The sequence below is a fragment of the Xanthomonas sp. NCPPB 3582 genome, from assembly GCF_041475735.2.
In the GTDB taxonomy this organism is placed as follows: Bacteria; Pseudomonadota; Gammaproteobacteria; order Xanthomonadales; family Xanthomonadaceae; genus Xanthomonas; species Xanthomonas codiaei.
The window spans coordinates 4,770,406-4,786,579 of record NZ_CM192968.1 but is presented as its reverse complement, the minus strand read 5'-3'; the positions used below and the strand labels follow the sequence as shown (position 1 = coordinate 4,786,579).

Sequence of the window (16,174 nt, the reverse complement as noted above, 5' to 3'; positions counted from 1 at the left end):
GGCCGAAGTCGGCCTCACCAGAACCGTTAACGACGAAAAACGTCAAATCCACAACTGCCTTCAATTCGCTTAGCCATTTCTTCCAAGCCACTATTGATCTCTTCCTTGCTCGGAAGGTCCACTTCAACGGGCGCTTCATCCTTGTCAAAAGTAAATCCATACTCAGCAAATGCGGTAACCGGGTCGCTTTCCATCAGCGTACGAAATTTATCGTCTGAAGCGAGGCGCTGCAAAAGGTTCCTTGAATTTTCAAGTGTAGACATTTAATCCCCTGTTAGAAATTTGAATGATCTAGACGGTGGCCCGCTTGGGCATCCGTGTGGGCGAGAGATGCAAGCTGTTTTGAGATTCATCAATGATGCCAACCCCATTGGCACCTACTACCATACTTTTGAGGTTGTCCAAGCAAAGCAACTCTTCCAAATTGGCATCATTGATGGCTGCAGTATAGAACGTACCTAGTCCGAGATGGGATCCTAGCAAATAGAATGTCTGGCTGAGATGGCCGGAGTCGAGCGTGACTGCACGATAGGCTTTGGGGTGGTTGCGGTACTTCCAGTGATGCCTGTCCAGGCGCGCCACATGAAAAACCAGTGCAGCTGCGTCCGAAAAGTAGGTCTGACCGATCACCAAGATTTTTGCGGTCCTTCGTGCCTCCTCGAGAGACATCGGCTTAAGGTAGTTAAGATGATGGCGGCTACTCTCGTAGTGGTAAAGTCCAGGCTTCAATCCTTCGACATTCATGACCAAGGGGTAGGCCTCAATAGGGTGTAGAGACCCTCCCGAAGGGCTGGTACGCTTGATTGCCGTCATCCCAGGAGCAAGATCTTCGGTGCCCATCGCTCCGAACGTTCGATGTAAAATCGTGCCGAAGATGGATTCCGGCAACGCGCGCGACGTATCGAAGTGACGAGTCGTTTTTCGTTTTAGCAGCACTTCATCAAATGTGTCGTAGTCAGCCGGTTCGGGTAAGGCGATCTTTCCGAGGCCTCCTGGATGGTCTGGGAAATGGGTTGGAATTGGCCCATGTATAGCTGCGTGTTGCGTCAGTTGCGCCTGACGGTGCTCTTTTCCCATGTCTTCCGTCGCGTCGGGTGTGCTCTTGTCGCTCCATCTGGTCATGCTGTGATAAAGCTGCGCTAGGGGATGCCAGCCAATTTGCTTGCAAAGTTCTTCGGAAGCGGCCAGTGCGATGGATCTGCCGTCATTTGTATCGTCAGAAATAAGTATCCCTAAACGGACCAATCTAGAAAGCGAGCTTCCGGAAATGCTCAGGTTCGATGGTGTCGCCACTTCAGTCCAGCCAACAGGCAGGGAGGCAATAAAGTGAAGCTCTTCCGCCGTTAGTGGGATGCGCTCACCATTGATCGGACAGAGTAGAGTGACCGTCGTTTTCTGCGTGAGCCGTACCTCTCCGCGGAGGAGCCCACTCAAGTCGGGTTGCACATTATCTTGGATCTGAAAAAAGCAGAGTTCTCTACGTTTTATCTTCATTTCAATCAGGGCATGTTTCTAGGAAATGGACATGCTTATGCTGCGGCCCGAGCGTGAGCAATGCCCTCGTACTATAGTGTAGTTGCGAAGCCTAGGTCTCGCTCCTTTAGGCTCGCTGTCCGCTCTGAACCTGCTGAGAAAGATGTGTCGCTAGGCGTAATCAGGCCGATAAGCATCAGAAATAGACGATCAGCTGGACTGGATGAGCATCGCTGAGCAGCGCAGTCGCTCAAACATAGTCGATCGCGACGCCAGAACCGAATATCTGTGACGCTGTACCTGTACGCGGTGACGTACGTATTGCTGGGCGAATAGCTGGGAGATTCTCTGGCGCTGCAGCGATCGGGTCTGGATTTTGCGCTTCTGAACGCCGGTCCACTTCTGCTGTGGCCTCTTAAACGTTGCGTCCATACGCATCTGACGAAATCCCATTGCTCGTAGAGTGGCAGGGATCAGTAAGCTTAGAGCGACTAACAAAACATAGCGAGCGGTCGTCAGGTGGGTGCGGACGGCGCGGAGGAACCGAAGTGTACGCATGGTACATGCCGCACCGAGCACCGACCGCGCCCGCCTGGCGGCCGCGCAGTAGTTTTGCTAGCTGCTCTTAGAGCGTGTTATGAACTCTGAAATAGAGACGCGGCATTTCCAAGCATGAGGATGGAGAAGACGGCGAAGTGGAGTCCGGCCAGGGTTTCAGGTAGGCGTTCGTAATCACGGGCCAGGCGTCGGAACCGAGTGACCCAACCGAAGCTGCGCTCCACAGTCCAACGGCGCGGTAGCAATACAAAGCGTTTCTTAGCCTCCGGCAGTTTGACGACGTGCAGTTCGATGCCTTCCTCCTGTGCGGCTTCGGCTGGCCCTTCGCCGGTGTAGCCTTGATCGACAAACCCCAATTTCACCGTCTCGCCGGTGACATGCTGAACTTACTGCGCCAGCGATCGCACTTGGGCGCGTTCCTGCTCGTCGGCTGGGGTGACCTGCACTGCTAGCAGGTGGCCGAGCGTGTCCACCGCCATGTGCACCTTGCTGCCATTCTTGCGCTTGTAGGCACGTGGTCCGCTTTCGCAGCAGCCAGCCTGCAACCACCGTTGGGTTTGCTGGTAGACCGCCTCCCACGGCGGAAACTCGTGGGGAATCAAGCGCCAGGGCGCTCTAGCACGCGCCATCCAGCGCAATGCGTTGAACATCAAGCGCAGGTCATACCTGCGCTGCGGTGCCTGTGGATCCATCAGCGTCAAGTAGGGCGCAGCGAGGGCCCATTCTTCATCGGAGACGTCGGTCGGATAAGGGCGCGGTGGCTTCGTCCGCTTACGATAGCCGCGAAAGCCTCAAGTTCAAGCCTCGAAGCGCTTTCCGCGGCTGTCATCCAGCCCGGCATCGATGCCGGCGGAGTTCCGCCGGTATCGGTATTCAGCGTACATCGTCCATGAAGGATCTGTTCTTATAGCGGCTACTGCCGAATCGCCTGCGTATGCGTCTTCAGCGCTTCGGGCAGGCCCTGCACCTTCTCCGCGCCTTCCGGGACGGTGATGCTGGAGCCGTCGAGATCCGAGCCGATCGGCTGCACGCGGCCGCCCAGGCATTGGCCGAGGAAGGCTTCGGTCACCGCGTTGAAGGCCTTGCTGTTTTCCGGGCGGCGGAAGCCGTGGCCTTCGTCGGGGAACAGCACATAGGTCACCGGGATGTTCTTTGCCTTCATCGCGTTGACGATCTGGTCGCTCTCGGCCTGCTTGACGCGCGGGTCGTTGGCGCCCTGGCCGATCAACAACGGCTTGCTGATCTTGTCCACATGCGAGAGCGGCGAACGCTCGGCGAGCCACTGCTTGCCGGCGGCGGTGGCCGGGTCGCCCATGCGGCGGGTCAGCTGCTTGTAGAAACTGGCCCAGTACGGCGGCACGGTGCCGAGCAAGGTGTTGAGGTTGGCCGGGCCGACGATGTCCACACCGCACTTGAAGCTGTCCGGAGTGAAGGTCATGCCGACCAGCGTGGCATAGCCGCCGTAGCTGGCACCCATGATCGCCACGTTGTCGGGGGTGGTCACGCCCTGCTTGACGGCCCACTGCACCGCATCGAGTAGATCGTCGTGCATCTTGCCCGCCCACTCGCCGTTGCCGGCATTGGTGAAGGCCTTGCCGAAGCCGGTGGAGCCGCGGAAGTTGACCTGCAGCACGGCGTAGCCGCGGTTGGCCAGCCATTGCTGATAAGGGCCGTAACCATAGCTGTCGCGCGCCCACGGGCCGCCATGCACGGACAGCACCAGCGGCACCGGCTTGTCGGCCTTACCGTCGTGATTGGCGTCGGCTTCAGCAGGCAGGGTGAGGTAGCTGACCAGCTTGAGGCCGTCGCGTGAGGTCAACTCCTGCGGCCACATCGGTACCAGCGGCTTGCCATCGAGCGCCGGGCGCGCGGAGAACAGTTTGGTGAGCTTGCCGCCGGCGGCGCGATCGTAGCGATAGTAGGTCAGCGGAGTTTCCGCCGCCGAATAGCTGACGATCCAGATGCGGTCGTCCAGGGTGCGGGCGGCCACGTCGGCATCGCCGTCGCCGAGCGACTTGAGCTTCTGGAGATCGGCTGCAATGCCGGTGTCCAGTGGCTTCCATTGCTCACGCAGGTATTCGCTGGAAACCGCCTGGACCGCGCCGGTCTTCGGGTCGTTCAAGGTGGTGCCGACATCGGCGTGCGGGTCTTCGAACAGCAGCGTGCGCGCATTGCTGGCGGTGTCGATGGCAAACAGCGCAGCGGTATCGCGATTGCGCGAGTCCTGCATGTACAGCGTCTTGCCGTCGTCGGTCAGGCCAGCGGGCAAGGTCGTGAGGGCATCCTCGAACGGAATGCGGTCCACGCTCTTCCAGCGCTTGCCATCGGGTACCAGCAGTTCCCGGCCGGCGTCGTCGGTGGCACGCGTGGCGTAACGCAGCTGGAAGTTTCCATCCAGCAGATAGGAGTCCAGGCTGTCGGTGTTTTTCTGCACCAGGGTGCGCTTGCCCGAGGCCAGGTCCACCCGGTACAGGTCATGCCACTTGGGATCGCGGTCGTTCATGCCGACCATGATCGCGTCCGGGTGTTGCGCGCTGATCCGGTACACCTCGGCATTGGTCTTCTTGAACGGGGTGAGATCGGTGCTGCTGCCATCGGCGAGATTGACCGCATACAGATGGAAGTCTTCGTCGCCGCCGGTGTCGCGCAGGTACAGCAGCGTATCGGGCCGATGGGTCCAGAAATAGGCGCGGATACCGCGCGCGGTGTCCTTGGTGATGGCGCGCGCCCGGTCCGGCGCATCCACCGGCGCGACCCAGACATTGAGCACGCCGTCCAGCGGTGCCACCCAGCTGAGGTATTTGCCATCCGGACTGATGCTGACGTTGGCGCGCTCGGGGTTGCCGAACAGCGCCTCACGGGTGATCAGCGCCGGTGGCGTCGCAGCTACGCTGGCCGCCGGTGCGGGAGAGGGGTGCTTCTCGGTGGGGGCGGTCTTGTCGTTGCAGGCGGACAGTGCCAGCAGCATGCTGGACACGAGGAGCAGGCGTTGCATGAAGCCTCCGGTGGGAACACGGCCAGGCCAGCCGCCATCGCACGCTAGAGGCACGCGTCACGTTTGCCTACCTGCCGTTGGTCATCCCGGCTGCCGCGCTACGCAGATGCGGACACGAATTCCACCAACGCGACACCATCGGCCACCAGTTCGCCCTCGGCAACCAGGTAGCGTTTGACCGTGCCGTCGCTCGGAGCGTGCAAGGTGTGCTCCATCTTCATCGCTTCCAGCACCACCAGTGCCTGTCCGCGGGCGACTGCCTGGTCGACCGCGGCCACCAGCGAGACGATGCGGCCGGGCATCGGTGCGGTCAGCCCGCCGGCATCGTGGGCGGGTTGATCGGCCTCGACCAGCGCGTCGTGATGGTGGAAGACGGCCCGTTGCATGGCACCGATCAGGGTCAGCGTGGTGCCATCGCGCAGCGCCTGCACCTGCCATTGCCGGCCATCCACTTCCACGCGGACGTGTTGGTCCTGCGCGTGGTAGCGCAGCGTGTGGGTCTGGTCTGCCTGCGTCACCTGCCAGGCGTCGCCGTGCCGGCGGACGCCAAGGTCGCGGCGCTCGCCGGCGGCTTCCAGCTGCACGCGCTGCGCCGCATGCGCACCGATCCGCCAGCCATCGCCGGCCTGCCACGGCGAAAACGGGTCGGCCGGGTCGGGCGCGGGCTGGGGCCGTGACGCGGCGACCAACACCGCGGCAACGCACCACCAGGCGTCATCCGGTGCCACCGCAGCCGGGAACAGCGCCGCCTGCTCGCGCTCGATCAAGCCGGTATCCAGGTCGGCGGTTGCGAACGAGGCGGTGTCGATCAGCCGCCCGAGAAAGGCGCTGTTGGTGGTGACACCGACGGCGTGTACCTGCGCCAGCGCAGTGCGCATGCGCGCCAGCGCGGCGGGGCGATCGACATCCCAGACGATCAGCTTGGCGATCATCGGGTCGTAGTACGGGCTGATGGTGTCGCCCTGCTCGACGCCGGCATCCAGGCGCACGTGTGCGCTGGCGGCCGGCAACTGCAGCTGGCGCAAGGTGCCGGTGGAGGGCAGGAAACCGCGGTCGGCATCTTCGGCATACAACCGCGCTTCGAGTGCATGTCCGGTGATCTGGAGCTCGTGCTGGCGGCGCGGCAGCGCCTGGCCGGCGGCCACGCGCAGCTGCCACTCCACAAGGTCAGTGCCGGTGATCAGCTCGGTCACCGGATGCTCCACCTGCAGGCGGGTGTTCATTTCCATGAAATAGAAATCGCCATCCGGGCCGGCGATGAACTCCACGGTGCCGGCGCCGACATAGCCCACCGCGCGCGCCGCATCCACCGCCGCCTTGCCCATCGCGGCACGGCGTGCATCGGTCATGCCGGGTGCGGGCGCTTCTTCCAACACCTTCTGATGCCGGCGCTGCACCGAGCAGTCGCGCTCGAACAGATACACCACCTCGCCCTGCGTATCGCCGAACACCTGGATCTCGATGTGGCGCGGACGCTCGACGTATTTTTCCACCAGCACATGCGCATTGCCGAAGGCCGACTGCGCTTCGCGCTGGCAGCTCGCCAGCGCCTGCGCGAAGTCGGCGCTGGCATCGACCCGGCGCATGCCCTTGCCACCGCCGCCGGCGCTGGCCTTGATCAGCACCGGGTAACCGATCGCGTCGGCCTGCGCACGCAGGAAGTCCGGCGCCTGCTCGTCGCCGTGGTAGCCGGGCGTCAGCGGCACGCCGGCGCGTTGCATCAAGGCCTTGGCCGCGCTCTTGTCGCCCATCGCGCGGATCGCGTTTGCCGGCGGGCCGATGAAGACGATGCCGGCCTGGGCGCAGGCCTCGGCAAAGCCGGCGTTCTCCGAAAGAAACCCATAGCCGGGATGGATCGCCTGCGCGCCGCTGGCGCGTGCGGCCTCCAGGATCGCCTCGCTGCGCAGATAGCTCTGCTGCGCGGGCGCTGCGCCGATGTGGATGGCCTCATCGGCCAGGCGCACATGCCGCGCGTTGCGGTCGGCGTCCGAATACACCGCCACGGTGGCAATGCCCAGTCGGCGGCAGGTGGCGATGACCCGACAGGCGATCTCGCCGCGATTGGCGATCAGGATCCTGTCGAAGGGGCGCTGGCGCGCGGTGGCGATGGAAGGCTGCTGGGTCATCGGTTCGGTCTCTGCACATCGCCGGCGTGGCGGGTGGTCGTGCAATCAGGGGGTGCGATGGAAAACGGGTGTCTGTGCGTGAGGGGGGCAGGGCGTTGCTGCGGCACGCCTCCAGCGCGACCGAATGTGCTGGCAGTGGCCCAGAACCGCTGCACACCTGCGGCACAGGCCAGGAAACGATGCGGGTCGGCTCGCGCGCCTGCATGCGCCGTGCCCGGCTGCGCACGCGCCCGCTCACATCCGGAACACGCCGAACCGCGTGGGTTCGATCGGCGCATTCAATGCCGCCGACAGGCCCAGCCCCAGCACGCGGCGGGTGTCGGCCGGGTCGATGATGCCGTCGTCCCACAGCCGTGCGCTGGCGTAGTACGGATGGCCCTGCTGCTCGAACTGCGCGCGGATCGGTGCCTTAAAAGCGTCTTCCTCCTCGCCCGACCAGGCGCCGCCCTTGGCCTCGATGCCGTCGCGGCGCACCGTGGCCAGCACGCTGGCGGCCTGTTCGCCGCCCATCACGCCGATGCGCGCGTTCGGCCACATCCACAGGAAATTGGGCGAATAGGCGCGGCCGCACATGCCGTAGTTGCCGGCGCCGAACGAGCCGCCGATCACCACGGTGAACTTGGGTACCTTGGCGCAGGCCACCGCCATCACCAGCTTGGCCCCGTCCTTGGCGATGCCGCCATGTTCGTACTTGCGGCCCACCATGAAGCCGGTGATGTTCTGCAGGAACACCAGCGGAATGCCGCGCTGGGCGCACAGCTCGATGAAGTGCGCGCCCTTGAGCGCGGACTCGGAAAACAGGATGCCGTTGTTGGCGATGATGCCCACCGGGTAGCCGTGCAGATGTGCAAAGCCGGTGACCAGGGTGCTGCCATAGCGTGGCTTGAATTCGTCCAGGCGCGAGTCGTCGACGATGCGGGCGATCACCTCGCGCACATCGAAGGGCTTGCGGGTGTCGGCCGGAATCACCCCATACACCTCATCGGCCGCATGCCGCGGCGGCAGCGGTGCACGCAGTGCCAGCGGCATGGGCGGCTTGCGCCAGTTGAGATTGGCAACGATGGCGCGCACGCGCGCCAATGCCTGCAGGTCGTTGTCGGCGAAATGGTCGGCGACACCGGAGATACGCGTGTGCACGTCGGCGCCGCCCAGTTCCTCGGCGCTGACCTGCTCGCCGGTGGCGGCCTTGACCAGCGGCGGGCCACCCAGAAAGATCGTGCCCTGCTCGCGCACGATCACCGTCTCGTCGCTCATCGCTGGCACATACGCACCGCCAGCGGTGCACGAGCCCATCACGCAAGCGATCTGCGGGATGCCGTTGGCCGAGAGATTGGCCTGGTTGTAGAAGATCCGCCCGAAGTGATCGCGGTCGGGGAAGACTTCATCCTGCAGCGGCAGGAAGGCGCCGCCGGAATCGACCAGGTAGATGCACGGCAACCGGTTCTGCTGCGCGATCTCCTGCGCACGCAGGTGTTTCTTCACCGTCATCGGGTAGTAGGTGCCGCCCTTGACGGTGGCATCGTTGGCCACGATCACGCATTCGATGCCGGACACGCGGCCGATGCCCGCCACCACACCGGCGCAGGGCACCTGGTCGTCGTACATGCCGTGTGCGGCCAGCGGCGCGATTTCCAGCAAGGCGCTACCCGGATCCAGCAGCGCATCGATGCGCTCGCGCACCAGCAACTTGCCGCGCGCAGTGTGCTTGGCGCGTGCGGCGTCGCTGCCGCCAAGCGCGGTCTGCGTCAACGTGCGGCGCAGATCCTCCACCACTGCGCGCATGGCCGCGGCATTGGCCTGGAAACTGTCGCTGCTGATCTGCAGCTGGCTGGTGATCACGCTCATGGTGGCTCCGTCAGGCGGTGCGTTCGAACAGCTCGCGGCCGATCAGCATGCGCCTGATCTCCGAGGTGCCCGCGCCAATCTCGTACAACTTGGCATCGCGCCACAAGCGCCCGGTGGGATAATCGTTGATGTAGCCATTACCGCCCAGCACCTGGATCGCCTGGCCGGTCAGCCAGGTGGCCTTTTCGGCGGCGTACAGGATCGCGCCGGCTGCGTCCTGGCGCGTGGTGCGCCCGGCATCGCAGGCGCGCGCCACTGCGTACACATAGGCGCGGCAGGCATTGAGGCCCACGTACATGTCGGCCAGCTTGGCCTGCATCAACTGGAAGGTGCCGATCGGCTCGCCGAACTGCTTGCGCTCGTGCACGTACGGCAGCACCACGTCCATCGCCGCAGCCATCAGCCCCAGCGGGCCGCCGGCCAGTACCACCCGTTCGAAATCCAGCCCGGACATCAGCACGCGCACGCCGCCGTTGAGCGTGCCCAGCACGTTCTCGGCCGGCACTTCGCAATCGCTGAACACCAGCTCGCAGGTGTTGGAGCCGCGCATGCCCAGCTTGTCGAGCTTCTGCGCGGTGGAAAAGCCCGGCATGCCCTTTTCGACGATGAAGGCGGTGATGCCGCGTGCGCCGGCGTCCGGGTCGGTCTTGGCGTACACCACCAGCACATCGGCGTCGGGGCCGTTGGTGATCCACATCTTGTTGCCGTTGAGCACGAAGCGGTCGCCCCGCGCGTCGGCACGCAGCTTCATCGACACCACGTCCGAGCCGGAGCCGGCCTCGCTCATCGCCAGCGCGCCCACGTGCTCGCCGCTGCACAGCTTGGGCAGGTAGCGCTGCTTCTGTTCGTGGCTGGCGTTCTTGCGCAGCTGGTTGAGGCACAGGTTGGAGTGCGCCCCATACGAGAGCCCGATCGCGCCGCCGGCGCGCGAGATCTCTTCCATCGCCACCACATGCGCCAGGTAGCCCATGCCGCTGCCGCCGTATGCTTCTTCCACGGTCAATCCCAGCAGGCCTTGCTCGCCGAACAGTCGCCACAGTTGCGCAGGAAAGACATTGTCGTGATCGGCCGCAGCGGCGAGCGGGGCGATATGGTGGCTGGCGAAGGCGGCCACGCTCTCGCGCAGCAGATCGATCTCTTCGCCAAGCTCGAAATTCAAGGACGGCACATGCATGCAGCAACTCCACAGGGATCGGGACGTGCCGGGTGGGAGCGGGCGGGCCGCGCGGCGGATGTGGGCAGCCTAGCGGTCTGTGACAAAAAAGTGAACTAAAATTCAACTATTGAACCCAGAATCACACCATGGCATATCGACGCTCCGCCCTGATGGAAGAACGCCTGGCTGGCAATCGCGAACGCATCCTGCAGGCGGCGCGGGTGCTGATCGCCGAGGGCGGCTACCGCAACGCCCCGATCACCGCCGTCGCCGCGGCCGCAGGTGTTTCGACCGGGCAGATTTATCGGCATTTCCCGTCCAAAGCCGAGCTGTTCGTGGAAGTTCTGCATGCCGCCGTGCAGCGGGAGATGACCATCCTGCGCGCCATTGCCAGCACCCCGGCCCCGGCGAGCGAGCGCCTGCGCAGTGCCATCGCCACCTTCATACGGCGTGCGCTGGCCGGCCCGGCTTTGGCCTACGCCTTCATCGCCGAGCCGGTGGAAGGCGAGGTGGACGCCGAGCGCATCCGGGGCCGTCGCCTGTTCGGCGAGGTGTTCCGGCAATTGCTGGCCGAAGGCGTGGCCGCCGGAGAGCTTCCCGAACAGTCCCTGGATGCCGCGGCCGCCTGCATCGTCGGCGCCTTCACCGAGGCCCTGGTCGGGCCGATCGCGCCCAGCCGCGGCGATCCGCAGCAGGGCGAGCACCTGGTGGAGGCGATCTGCGGCTTCTGCCTGCGCGCGGTAGGGGCCCCTGCGCAGGCCTGACACCGGCTGACCCTGCATTCACTGTGCTGGATGGATGCGCAGGACTGTGCATATACTGTGCAACGTCTCTTGCCCGGGCACACCCATGGTCGCCGTCCTCAATCCGCTGTCCCTGACCGAACGGTTGCGCGCGCCCGACCGCACGATCCTGTCGCCTTCGGCCATGGCCGGCCTGCTGGAACTGTCCCAGCAGGAGTTGGCAGAGCTGGCCGGCGTGCATCGCAACAGCCTGCGCGTGCACCCGGAAAGCCCGCGCGTGCAGGAGTTGCTGCGCAACCTGTCGCGGTTGCTGGTGGCCATGGCGCAACTCCAGCCGGACGAGCGCCAGCTGGTCTTCCACCTGAAGAACACCCCGATCCCCGCCTTCGAATTCGCCACCTTGCTGGAAGTGGTCAAGCAGGGCCGCACCGACGATGCACTGACCTACCTGCGCACCGTGGCCGCCGGGGCGGCTGGTTGAAGCTCAGCGCCCCGGCGCACTGCACGCTGTATCGCGCCTTCACCCCGCGCTGGGCCGCCGAGCCGTTGAGCGGCGCCGGTGCCGCGCGCTCGGGCGGGCGTTTCAATCGCTTCGGCCAGCCGGCGCTGTATCTGTCGCTGCAACTGGATACCGCCGCGGCCGAATATGCGCAGGCGGCGCCGTTCCTGCCGCCGTTCACGCTGGTCAGCTATGCCGCGCAGCTTCCGGCGCTGGCCGACCTGCGCCTGCTCGACGCCAGCTGGGACGCTCTGTGGGCCGACTGGACCGACGACTGGCGCAAGGCCCTGGTCAACAAGGTCGAACCGGTGGGCTGGGTGCTCGGCGACCTGCTGCGCGAGGCGCAGATCTCCGGGGTGATCTTCCCCAGCATGGCATTGCCGGAGGGCGTCAACGTGGTGCTGTTCCTGGACATGCTGCAGCCCGAGCAGGTGCTGCGTGTGCTCGACGACGGCCGCCTGCCGCGCGATGGGCGCAGCTGGGGCGACCCGCCCGCCGCGGGGTAGCGGTGGTGTGCGCCGCATGTACGGCAGTTGCGGCGCGCTCGTCGAACAGCCCCTGGCGTCTGCGGTTGCGATGCCCAGGGCATGCCGCAAACCGCGCTTGGAAGACTGCGTGGGCTGTGCTTGCGCAGCGCGGTGTGTGACGCGTGATGCAGGCATCGAGGCTCCCGGCACACCACTGCGCCGAGAGCGCGAGTGCATCGCAACCGATCAACCTGCCAGCAGCTGCGCCATGCCCGCCAGCACCGGCGCGAGCAGTGCCACCGGCAGGATCAGCCCGCGCCGATACGGCAGCAGCCAAAGTGCCAGCACGGCCGCGGCAGCGGTCAGGCTGCCCAGCCACAGCACCGGCCCGATGCCCCAGCCCTGTGCGTGCACGGCCAGGCCGAAGGTGAGCAGCAACAGCAGCCAGCCGATCACCCGCAACTGGCGCGTGCGCGCAGCGCCCAGGCCGCGGCCGCGCACCTCGTGCTGATGCTTCTCCATCGCCAGGCATAACGCGGCGAAGCCGGAAAAATTCAGCGCCAGCAACAGCAGCACATTCATGCGCCCTCCTGCACCGGCATGCGGCTCTCCGGCGCAGGCACCGCGGCCGCGCGCTGGCGGCGTGCAGCCGCCGATTGCGGCGCGGTCCAGTGCTGCAGCCGCCAGCCGGCGATGCCCAGGCAGCCGCCCAGCCCCAGGCACACCAGGTCCACCCCGGCCAGCATCCATTGGCCGGCCGGCAGCGTCACGCCCAGATGCACATCGGTGGTGATCGCGTTGAGCAGGGGCACCAGCGCAAACAAGGCACCGCCCAGATACAGCTGCCAGCTCCACATCGCACGCCGCGGCCACACGAAGGCTGCCAGCAGCGCCGTCGCCCAGGCGGCGAAGAACACATGCGCCTCCATCGCCGCACGCCCGTCCAGCGCCACCGGCAGCAGCCGGTTGGCCCAGAAGAAACTGGCGAAGGCGATCGGCAGGCCGGCCACGGTGCCGATGTTGAGCGCATCCACCAGGCGCAGGCCGAATCCGATCCGCCCGGCCTTCAGATGCTTGGGCCGTTCCTTCACCGCCCACATCACCACGCCGCTGGCCACCATCAGGCAGCCCAGCAGGCCGGAGCCGAAGAACAGCACGCGCAGCCATGGGCCGGCGAAGTGGGCGATATGCAGGCCCACCATCACCCCGCGCGTTTCGCTGGCACCACCGGGCGCACCGCTGCGTTGCAGGGGTTGGCCAGTGATGCCATCGTACAGGATGGAAGGCGCGTTGCTGGAGAGCCTGGCAGAGACCTGGCTGACGCCGACCGCGGCATGCGCATCGTTGGGCAGCGACACCGCCACGTTGCCGATCTGGGCACCGTGCAGGTCGCGGCGCGCACGCTCTGCGAACTGCTCCAGCGGCAGCAGGCGCGCCGGCGTGCCGGCCGCCTGCCGCGAGTCGGCCACGCGGTTGGCCGACTCGTCGTAGAAGCGCATTTCATCGCCTGCATAGCGGGCCTTGATGCCCCATGGCAGGTACATGAACATCAAGGTCACGATGCCGGTGTAGGTGATCATCGCGTGGTACGGCAGCGCGGTCACCGCGCTGACATTGTGGAAATCCAGCCACGAGCGCAGGCCCTTGCCCGGGCGGAAGGTGAAGAAGTCCTTGAAGATCTTCTTGTGGGTGATCACGCCGCTGATGATGGCCACCAGCATGAACATCGCGCAGAACCCCACGATGTAGCGCGCCCACACGACCGGCACGTAATGCAGGTCGAAATGCAGCCGATAGAAAAATTCGCCGCCCAACGTATCGCGCGCGGCGATTTCCTTTCCGGTGGCCGGGTCGATGTTGGCATTGCCGTACAGTTGCCGGCGTCCGGCAGGTTTGCCGTCGGCGGGCGCGGGATTCTGCCAGTACATGCTGACCACCGGCGTGCGTGCATCCGGCAAGCTGATGTTCCAGCTCAGCGCATCGGCCGCATGGGTCTGCAGGTACTGCTCGGCGCTGCGCAGCGCGGTGGCCGTGCTCACCGTGGTGGTGGGCAGCTCCGGGCGCATCCAGCGGCTGATTTCGTCGCGGTAATAGCTGGCGGTGCCGCCCATGAAGATCAGCAGCAGCACCCACCCGACCAGCAGGCCGGTCCAGGTGTGCAGCCAGGCCATCGACTGGCGGAACCCCTGCTTCATGCCGCGCCCCGTTGCAGCCACGCGGCCAGCGCGAACAGCAGCGCCGCCGGCACCGCGATGCCGGCCCAGGCGCGCCAGAGGCTGGCGGTGGAAAATGCCCACAGCGGCGCGCAGGCGCACACCACGATGCCGAGCAGCATGCTGGTCAACACCGCCTCGCTGCGCGGCATCGGCAGCACCAGCGCCAGCACCAGATTGGTGGCGCTGGCCAGCGCATAGCCGCCGAAGATGGCGGCCAGGGTGCGCGACAGCACGCCCAGCCAGGGGCGTTTGAACCAGGCCAGCGGTCGGGCGGCGGTCGTCATGCGGGGAACGGCGTGGCAGCCGTTACTCGGCCTGGAAGGTCAGCGTGCTGATGTGGTGCACCAGCGTGACCTGCTTGCCGGCGATCTCGCGCTTGACCGGTTCCTTGGTGTTGACCACCAGGATGTGGCGGCCGGGGCGCAGCGTCGGCAGGGTGACCTGGCCCTTGGCATCGGAGGTCAGCGTCTTCTGCCACTTCTGCGGGTCGATCACGGTGACTTCGGCCTTGGGCAGCGGCTTGTTGCGGTACATCACGGTGAGCGTGTTGCCGTTGGCGGTGGTGGGAACCAGTTCCAGATCCAGCTTGGCCGAGGTGGTGGCGCGTCCGGCACGTGCGTAATAACTCACGGTTTCGAAGCCACCGGCTTCGCCCTTCCACGGTTCGAACACGCTGTCGTCGCTGAGCCAGGCATCGCCGCTGCCGGACAACGGCGCGGTCAGGAACTCGCTGCCGCGCTGCAGGGCGCCGGCCTTGCCGGCGGTGCCGAACACGCTCGGCTTGACCACGCGCTTGATCTCGTCATGGCCGTGGTCGAGGGTTTCCTGCGCCGGCTCGCCGAAGTAGATGCGTACCGGGCCGCTGCCATCGCGCTCGATCCAGATTTCGTGGGCCTGGGCGGACAGACTGATGCTGGCCAAGGCCAGGCAGGACAGCAGGAAGGACTTCATGGCGGCGACTCCTCAAGGGCGGGACCGGCGAGGCGAGATCCGCGCCGCCGAGTGTTGTTGGGAATGATACGCAATTCCCACAATGCAGACCAATGCGCGTATGCGGCGTTGCGGCAATTCTCCAGCGGGCGCGAGCGTGGGTGCCGACAGCAGCGCCGGCCCACCGGGGGTGCAGCGCACATCGGAGTCGAAACTGTCATGCACGCTGGTCAGACTGGCCTGAACTGTGCTCTATACTCCGGCGCTAGCAGAGGTCTTCGACCAACAGCCAGGGGTGAGCGCGTGCGGAATTACGACCTCGAGTTCCTGAAAAAATTCTCGATGGTGATCGGTTTACTGGTGGTGATCACCCTGGGGCTGATCGCCCTGGCAGCTTATTTGCAACGTGCCATTCCCGACGAGGTCTCGCCCACTGCCGCCAAACGCGTGCAGCAACGCATCGCGCCGGCCGGCGCCGTCTATGCGGGCACCACCGGTGCGGCCGCGCAGGCCGCGGCGCAGGCCGCAGCGCTGGCCAAGGCGGCGTCGCAGTCCGCCTACGGCGGCACCACCGACGGCAAGACCATCTACGACAACCTCTGCACCGCCTGTCACACCACCGGTGTGGGCAAGGCACCGACGCTGGACCACGCGCACTGGGATGCGCGCATCGCCCAGGGCAAGGACACCTTGTACAAGCACGCGATCGAGGGCTACACCGGCCCGGATGGCGGCATCATGCCGCCCAAGGGCGGCAACCCGGCACTGACCGAAGAGCAGGTGCGCGCCACCGTCGACTGGATGCTGGGCAATCTGAAGTAAGAGCAGCTAGCAAAACGACTGCGCGGCCGCCAGGCGGGCGCGGTCGGTGCTCGGTGCGGCATGTACCACTCGTACACTGCGGTTCCTCCGCGCCGTCCGCACCCACCTGACGACCGCTCGCTACGTTTTGTTAGCCGCTCTAAGCCCCCCGGCCGGCGGGGAGCCTTGGGGAACAGGGCTGCAGTTGCGCTGCATTGCCTGGCGAGCGGCCTGGCTGTTGTTCGCCAGAGTGGGCGTGGTGATCGCAGACGGTGGTGCAGGCTCGAGCGACCAGGCGCGACGCCGTTGCCTCGCGCTCGTGTGGAGATTCCGCCTGGCGTCACTTCATCGCGGTTTGCTAGCCT

The 16,174-nt window shown here is 65.4% G+C and carries 14 protein-coding genes, 2 other RNA genes and 1 pseudogene; 5 read left to right on the top strand and 12 right to left on the bottom strand.

Annotated elements, in window-relative coordinates; genetic code table 11:
• Positions 1-26: 26 nt before the first annotated feature.
• The 8 genes and pseudogenes from ACCQ05_RS20360 to ACCQ05_RS20325 form a co-directional block, all read right to left on the bottom strand.
• Positions 27-263 carry an NHLP-related RiPP peptide gene (locus tag ACCQ05_RS20360; protein WP_372392280.1) on the bottom strand — a complete coding sequence of 79 codons (237 nt, stop codon included), beginning with the start codon at positions 261-263 and terminating at the stop codon, positions 27-29.
• 28 nt (positions 264-291) lie between these two features.
• On the bottom strand, positions 292-1,494 hold the full coding sequence (locus tag ACCQ05_RS20355; protein WP_372392279.1) for a putative peptide maturation dehydrogenase: 1,203 nt from the start codon (positions 1,492-1,494) through the stop codon (positions 292-294).
• Positions 1,495-1,962: 468 nt separating this feature from the next.
• Positions 1,963-2,038: non-coding RNA, sX9 sRNA (locus tag ACCQ05_RS20350), on the bottom strand.
• Positions 2,039-2,108: 70 nt separating this feature from the next.
• Positions 2,109-2,786, bottom strand: a pseudogene (locus tag ACCQ05_RS20345) (transposase); the annotation flags it as partial.
• 158 nt (positions 2,787-2,944) lie between these two features.
• Positions 2,945-5,026 carry a S9 family peptidase gene (locus ACCQ05_RS20340; RefSeq protein WP_372392278.1) on the bottom strand — a complete coding sequence of 694 codons (2,082 nt, stop codon included), beginning with the start codon at positions 5,024-5,026 and terminating at the stop codon, positions 2,945-2,947.
• Between the two features lie 98 nt (positions 5,027-5,124).
• Positions 5,125-7,152: an acetyl/propionyl/methylcrotonyl-CoA carboxylase subunit alpha gene (locus ACCQ05_RS20335; RefSeq protein ID WP_372392277.1), complete on the bottom strand. Its 2,028-nt coding sequence runs from the start codon at positions 7,150-7,152 to the stop codon at positions 5,125-5,127.
• Between the two features lie 234 nt (positions 7,153-7,386).
• Positions 7,387-8,997 carry a carboxyl transferase domain-containing protein gene (locus ACCQ05_RS20330; protein WP_372392276.1) on the bottom strand — a complete coding sequence of 537 codons (1,611 nt, stop codon included), beginning with the start codon at positions 8,995-8,997 and terminating at the stop codon, positions 7,387-7,389.
• A gap of 10 nt (positions 8,998-9,007) precedes the next feature.
• Positions 9,008-10,171: an isovaleryl-CoA dehydrogenase gene (locus ACCQ05_RS20325; RefSeq protein ID WP_372392275.1), complete on the bottom strand. Its 1,164-nt coding sequence runs from the start codon at positions 10,169-10,171 to the stop codon at positions 9,008-9,010.
• A gap of 128 nt (positions 10,172-10,299) precedes the next feature.
• Between ACCQ05_RS20325 and ACCQ05_RS20320 the strand changes: the two genes are divergently transcribed.
• The 3 genes from ACCQ05_RS20320 (at position 10,300) to ACCQ05_RS20310 (ending at position 11,901) form a co-directional block, all read left to right on the top strand.
• Positions 10,300-10,917 carry a TetR/AcrR family transcriptional regulator gene (locus tag ACCQ05_RS20320; protein WP_372392274.1) on the top strand — a complete coding sequence of 206 codons (618 nt, stop codon included), beginning with the start codon at positions 10,300-10,302 and terminating at the stop codon, positions 10,915-10,917.
• An 85-nt stretch (positions 10,918-11,002) separates the two neighbouring features.
• Positions 11,003-11,377 (top strand): DNA-binding protein, encoded by a 375-nt coding sequence (locus ACCQ05_RS20315; protein ID WP_228962817.1) that lies wholly within the window; start codon positions 11,003-11,005, stop codon positions 11,375-11,377.
• Positions 11,374-11,901, top strand: coding sequence for an RES family NAD+ phosphorylase (locus ACCQ05_RS20310; protein ID WP_372392273.1), 528 nt, complete (start codon positions 11,374-11,376; stop codon positions 11,899-11,901). Before ACCQ05_RS20315 ends, ACCQ05_RS20310 begins: the two co-directional genes overlap by 4 nt.
• A 207-nt stretch (positions 11,902-12,108) precedes the next feature.
• On the opposite strand, the gene ACCQ05_RS20305 is transcribed toward ACCQ05_RS20310, so the two are convergent.
• From ACCQ05_RS20305 to ACCQ05_RS20290, 4 genes are read right to left on the bottom strand one after another with little or no spacing between them, the layout of a single operon-like run.
• On the bottom strand, positions 12,109-12,444 hold the full coding sequence (locus ACCQ05_RS20305; protein WP_372392272.1) for a DUF3325 domain-containing protein: 336 nt from the start codon (positions 12,442-12,444) through the stop codon (positions 12,109-12,111).
• Positions 12,441-14,057: a PepSY-associated TM helix domain-containing protein gene (locus ACCQ05_RS20300; protein WP_372392271.1), complete on the bottom strand. Its 1,617-nt coding sequence runs from the start codon at positions 14,055-14,057 to the stop codon at positions 12,441-12,443. The genes ACCQ05_RS20305 and ACCQ05_RS20300 overlap by 4 nt, the downstream gene beginning before the upstream one ends.
• Positions 14,054-14,362: a DUF3649 domain-containing protein gene (locus ACCQ05_RS20295; protein WP_104543733.1), complete on the bottom strand. Its 309-nt coding sequence runs from the start codon at positions 14,360-14,362 to the stop codon at positions 14,054-14,056. Before ACCQ05_RS20295 ends, ACCQ05_RS20300 begins: the two co-directional genes overlap by 4 nt.
• A 22-nt stretch (positions 14,363-14,384) precedes the next feature.
• Positions 14,385-15,029 (bottom strand): DUF4198 domain-containing protein, encoded by a 645-nt coding sequence (locus tag ACCQ05_RS20290; RefSeq protein ID WP_104543731.1) that lies wholly within the window; start codon positions 15,027-15,029, stop codon positions 14,385-14,387.
• Between the two features lie 282 nt (positions 15,030-15,311).
• Here ACCQ05_RS20290 and ACCQ05_RS20285 point away from each other — a divergent pair, with 282 nt between their 5' ends.
• A complete protein-coding gene (locus ACCQ05_RS20285) occupies positions 15,312-15,830 on the top strand; it encodes a c-type cytochrome (RefSeq protein WP_104543729.1) in 519 nt (172 codons plus the stop codon).
• A 60-nt stretch (positions 15,831-15,890) separates the two neighbouring features.
• Positions 15,891-15,966: non-coding RNA, sX9 sRNA (locus tag ACCQ05_RS20280), on the top strand.
• Positions 15,967-16,174: the final 208 nt, after the last annotated feature.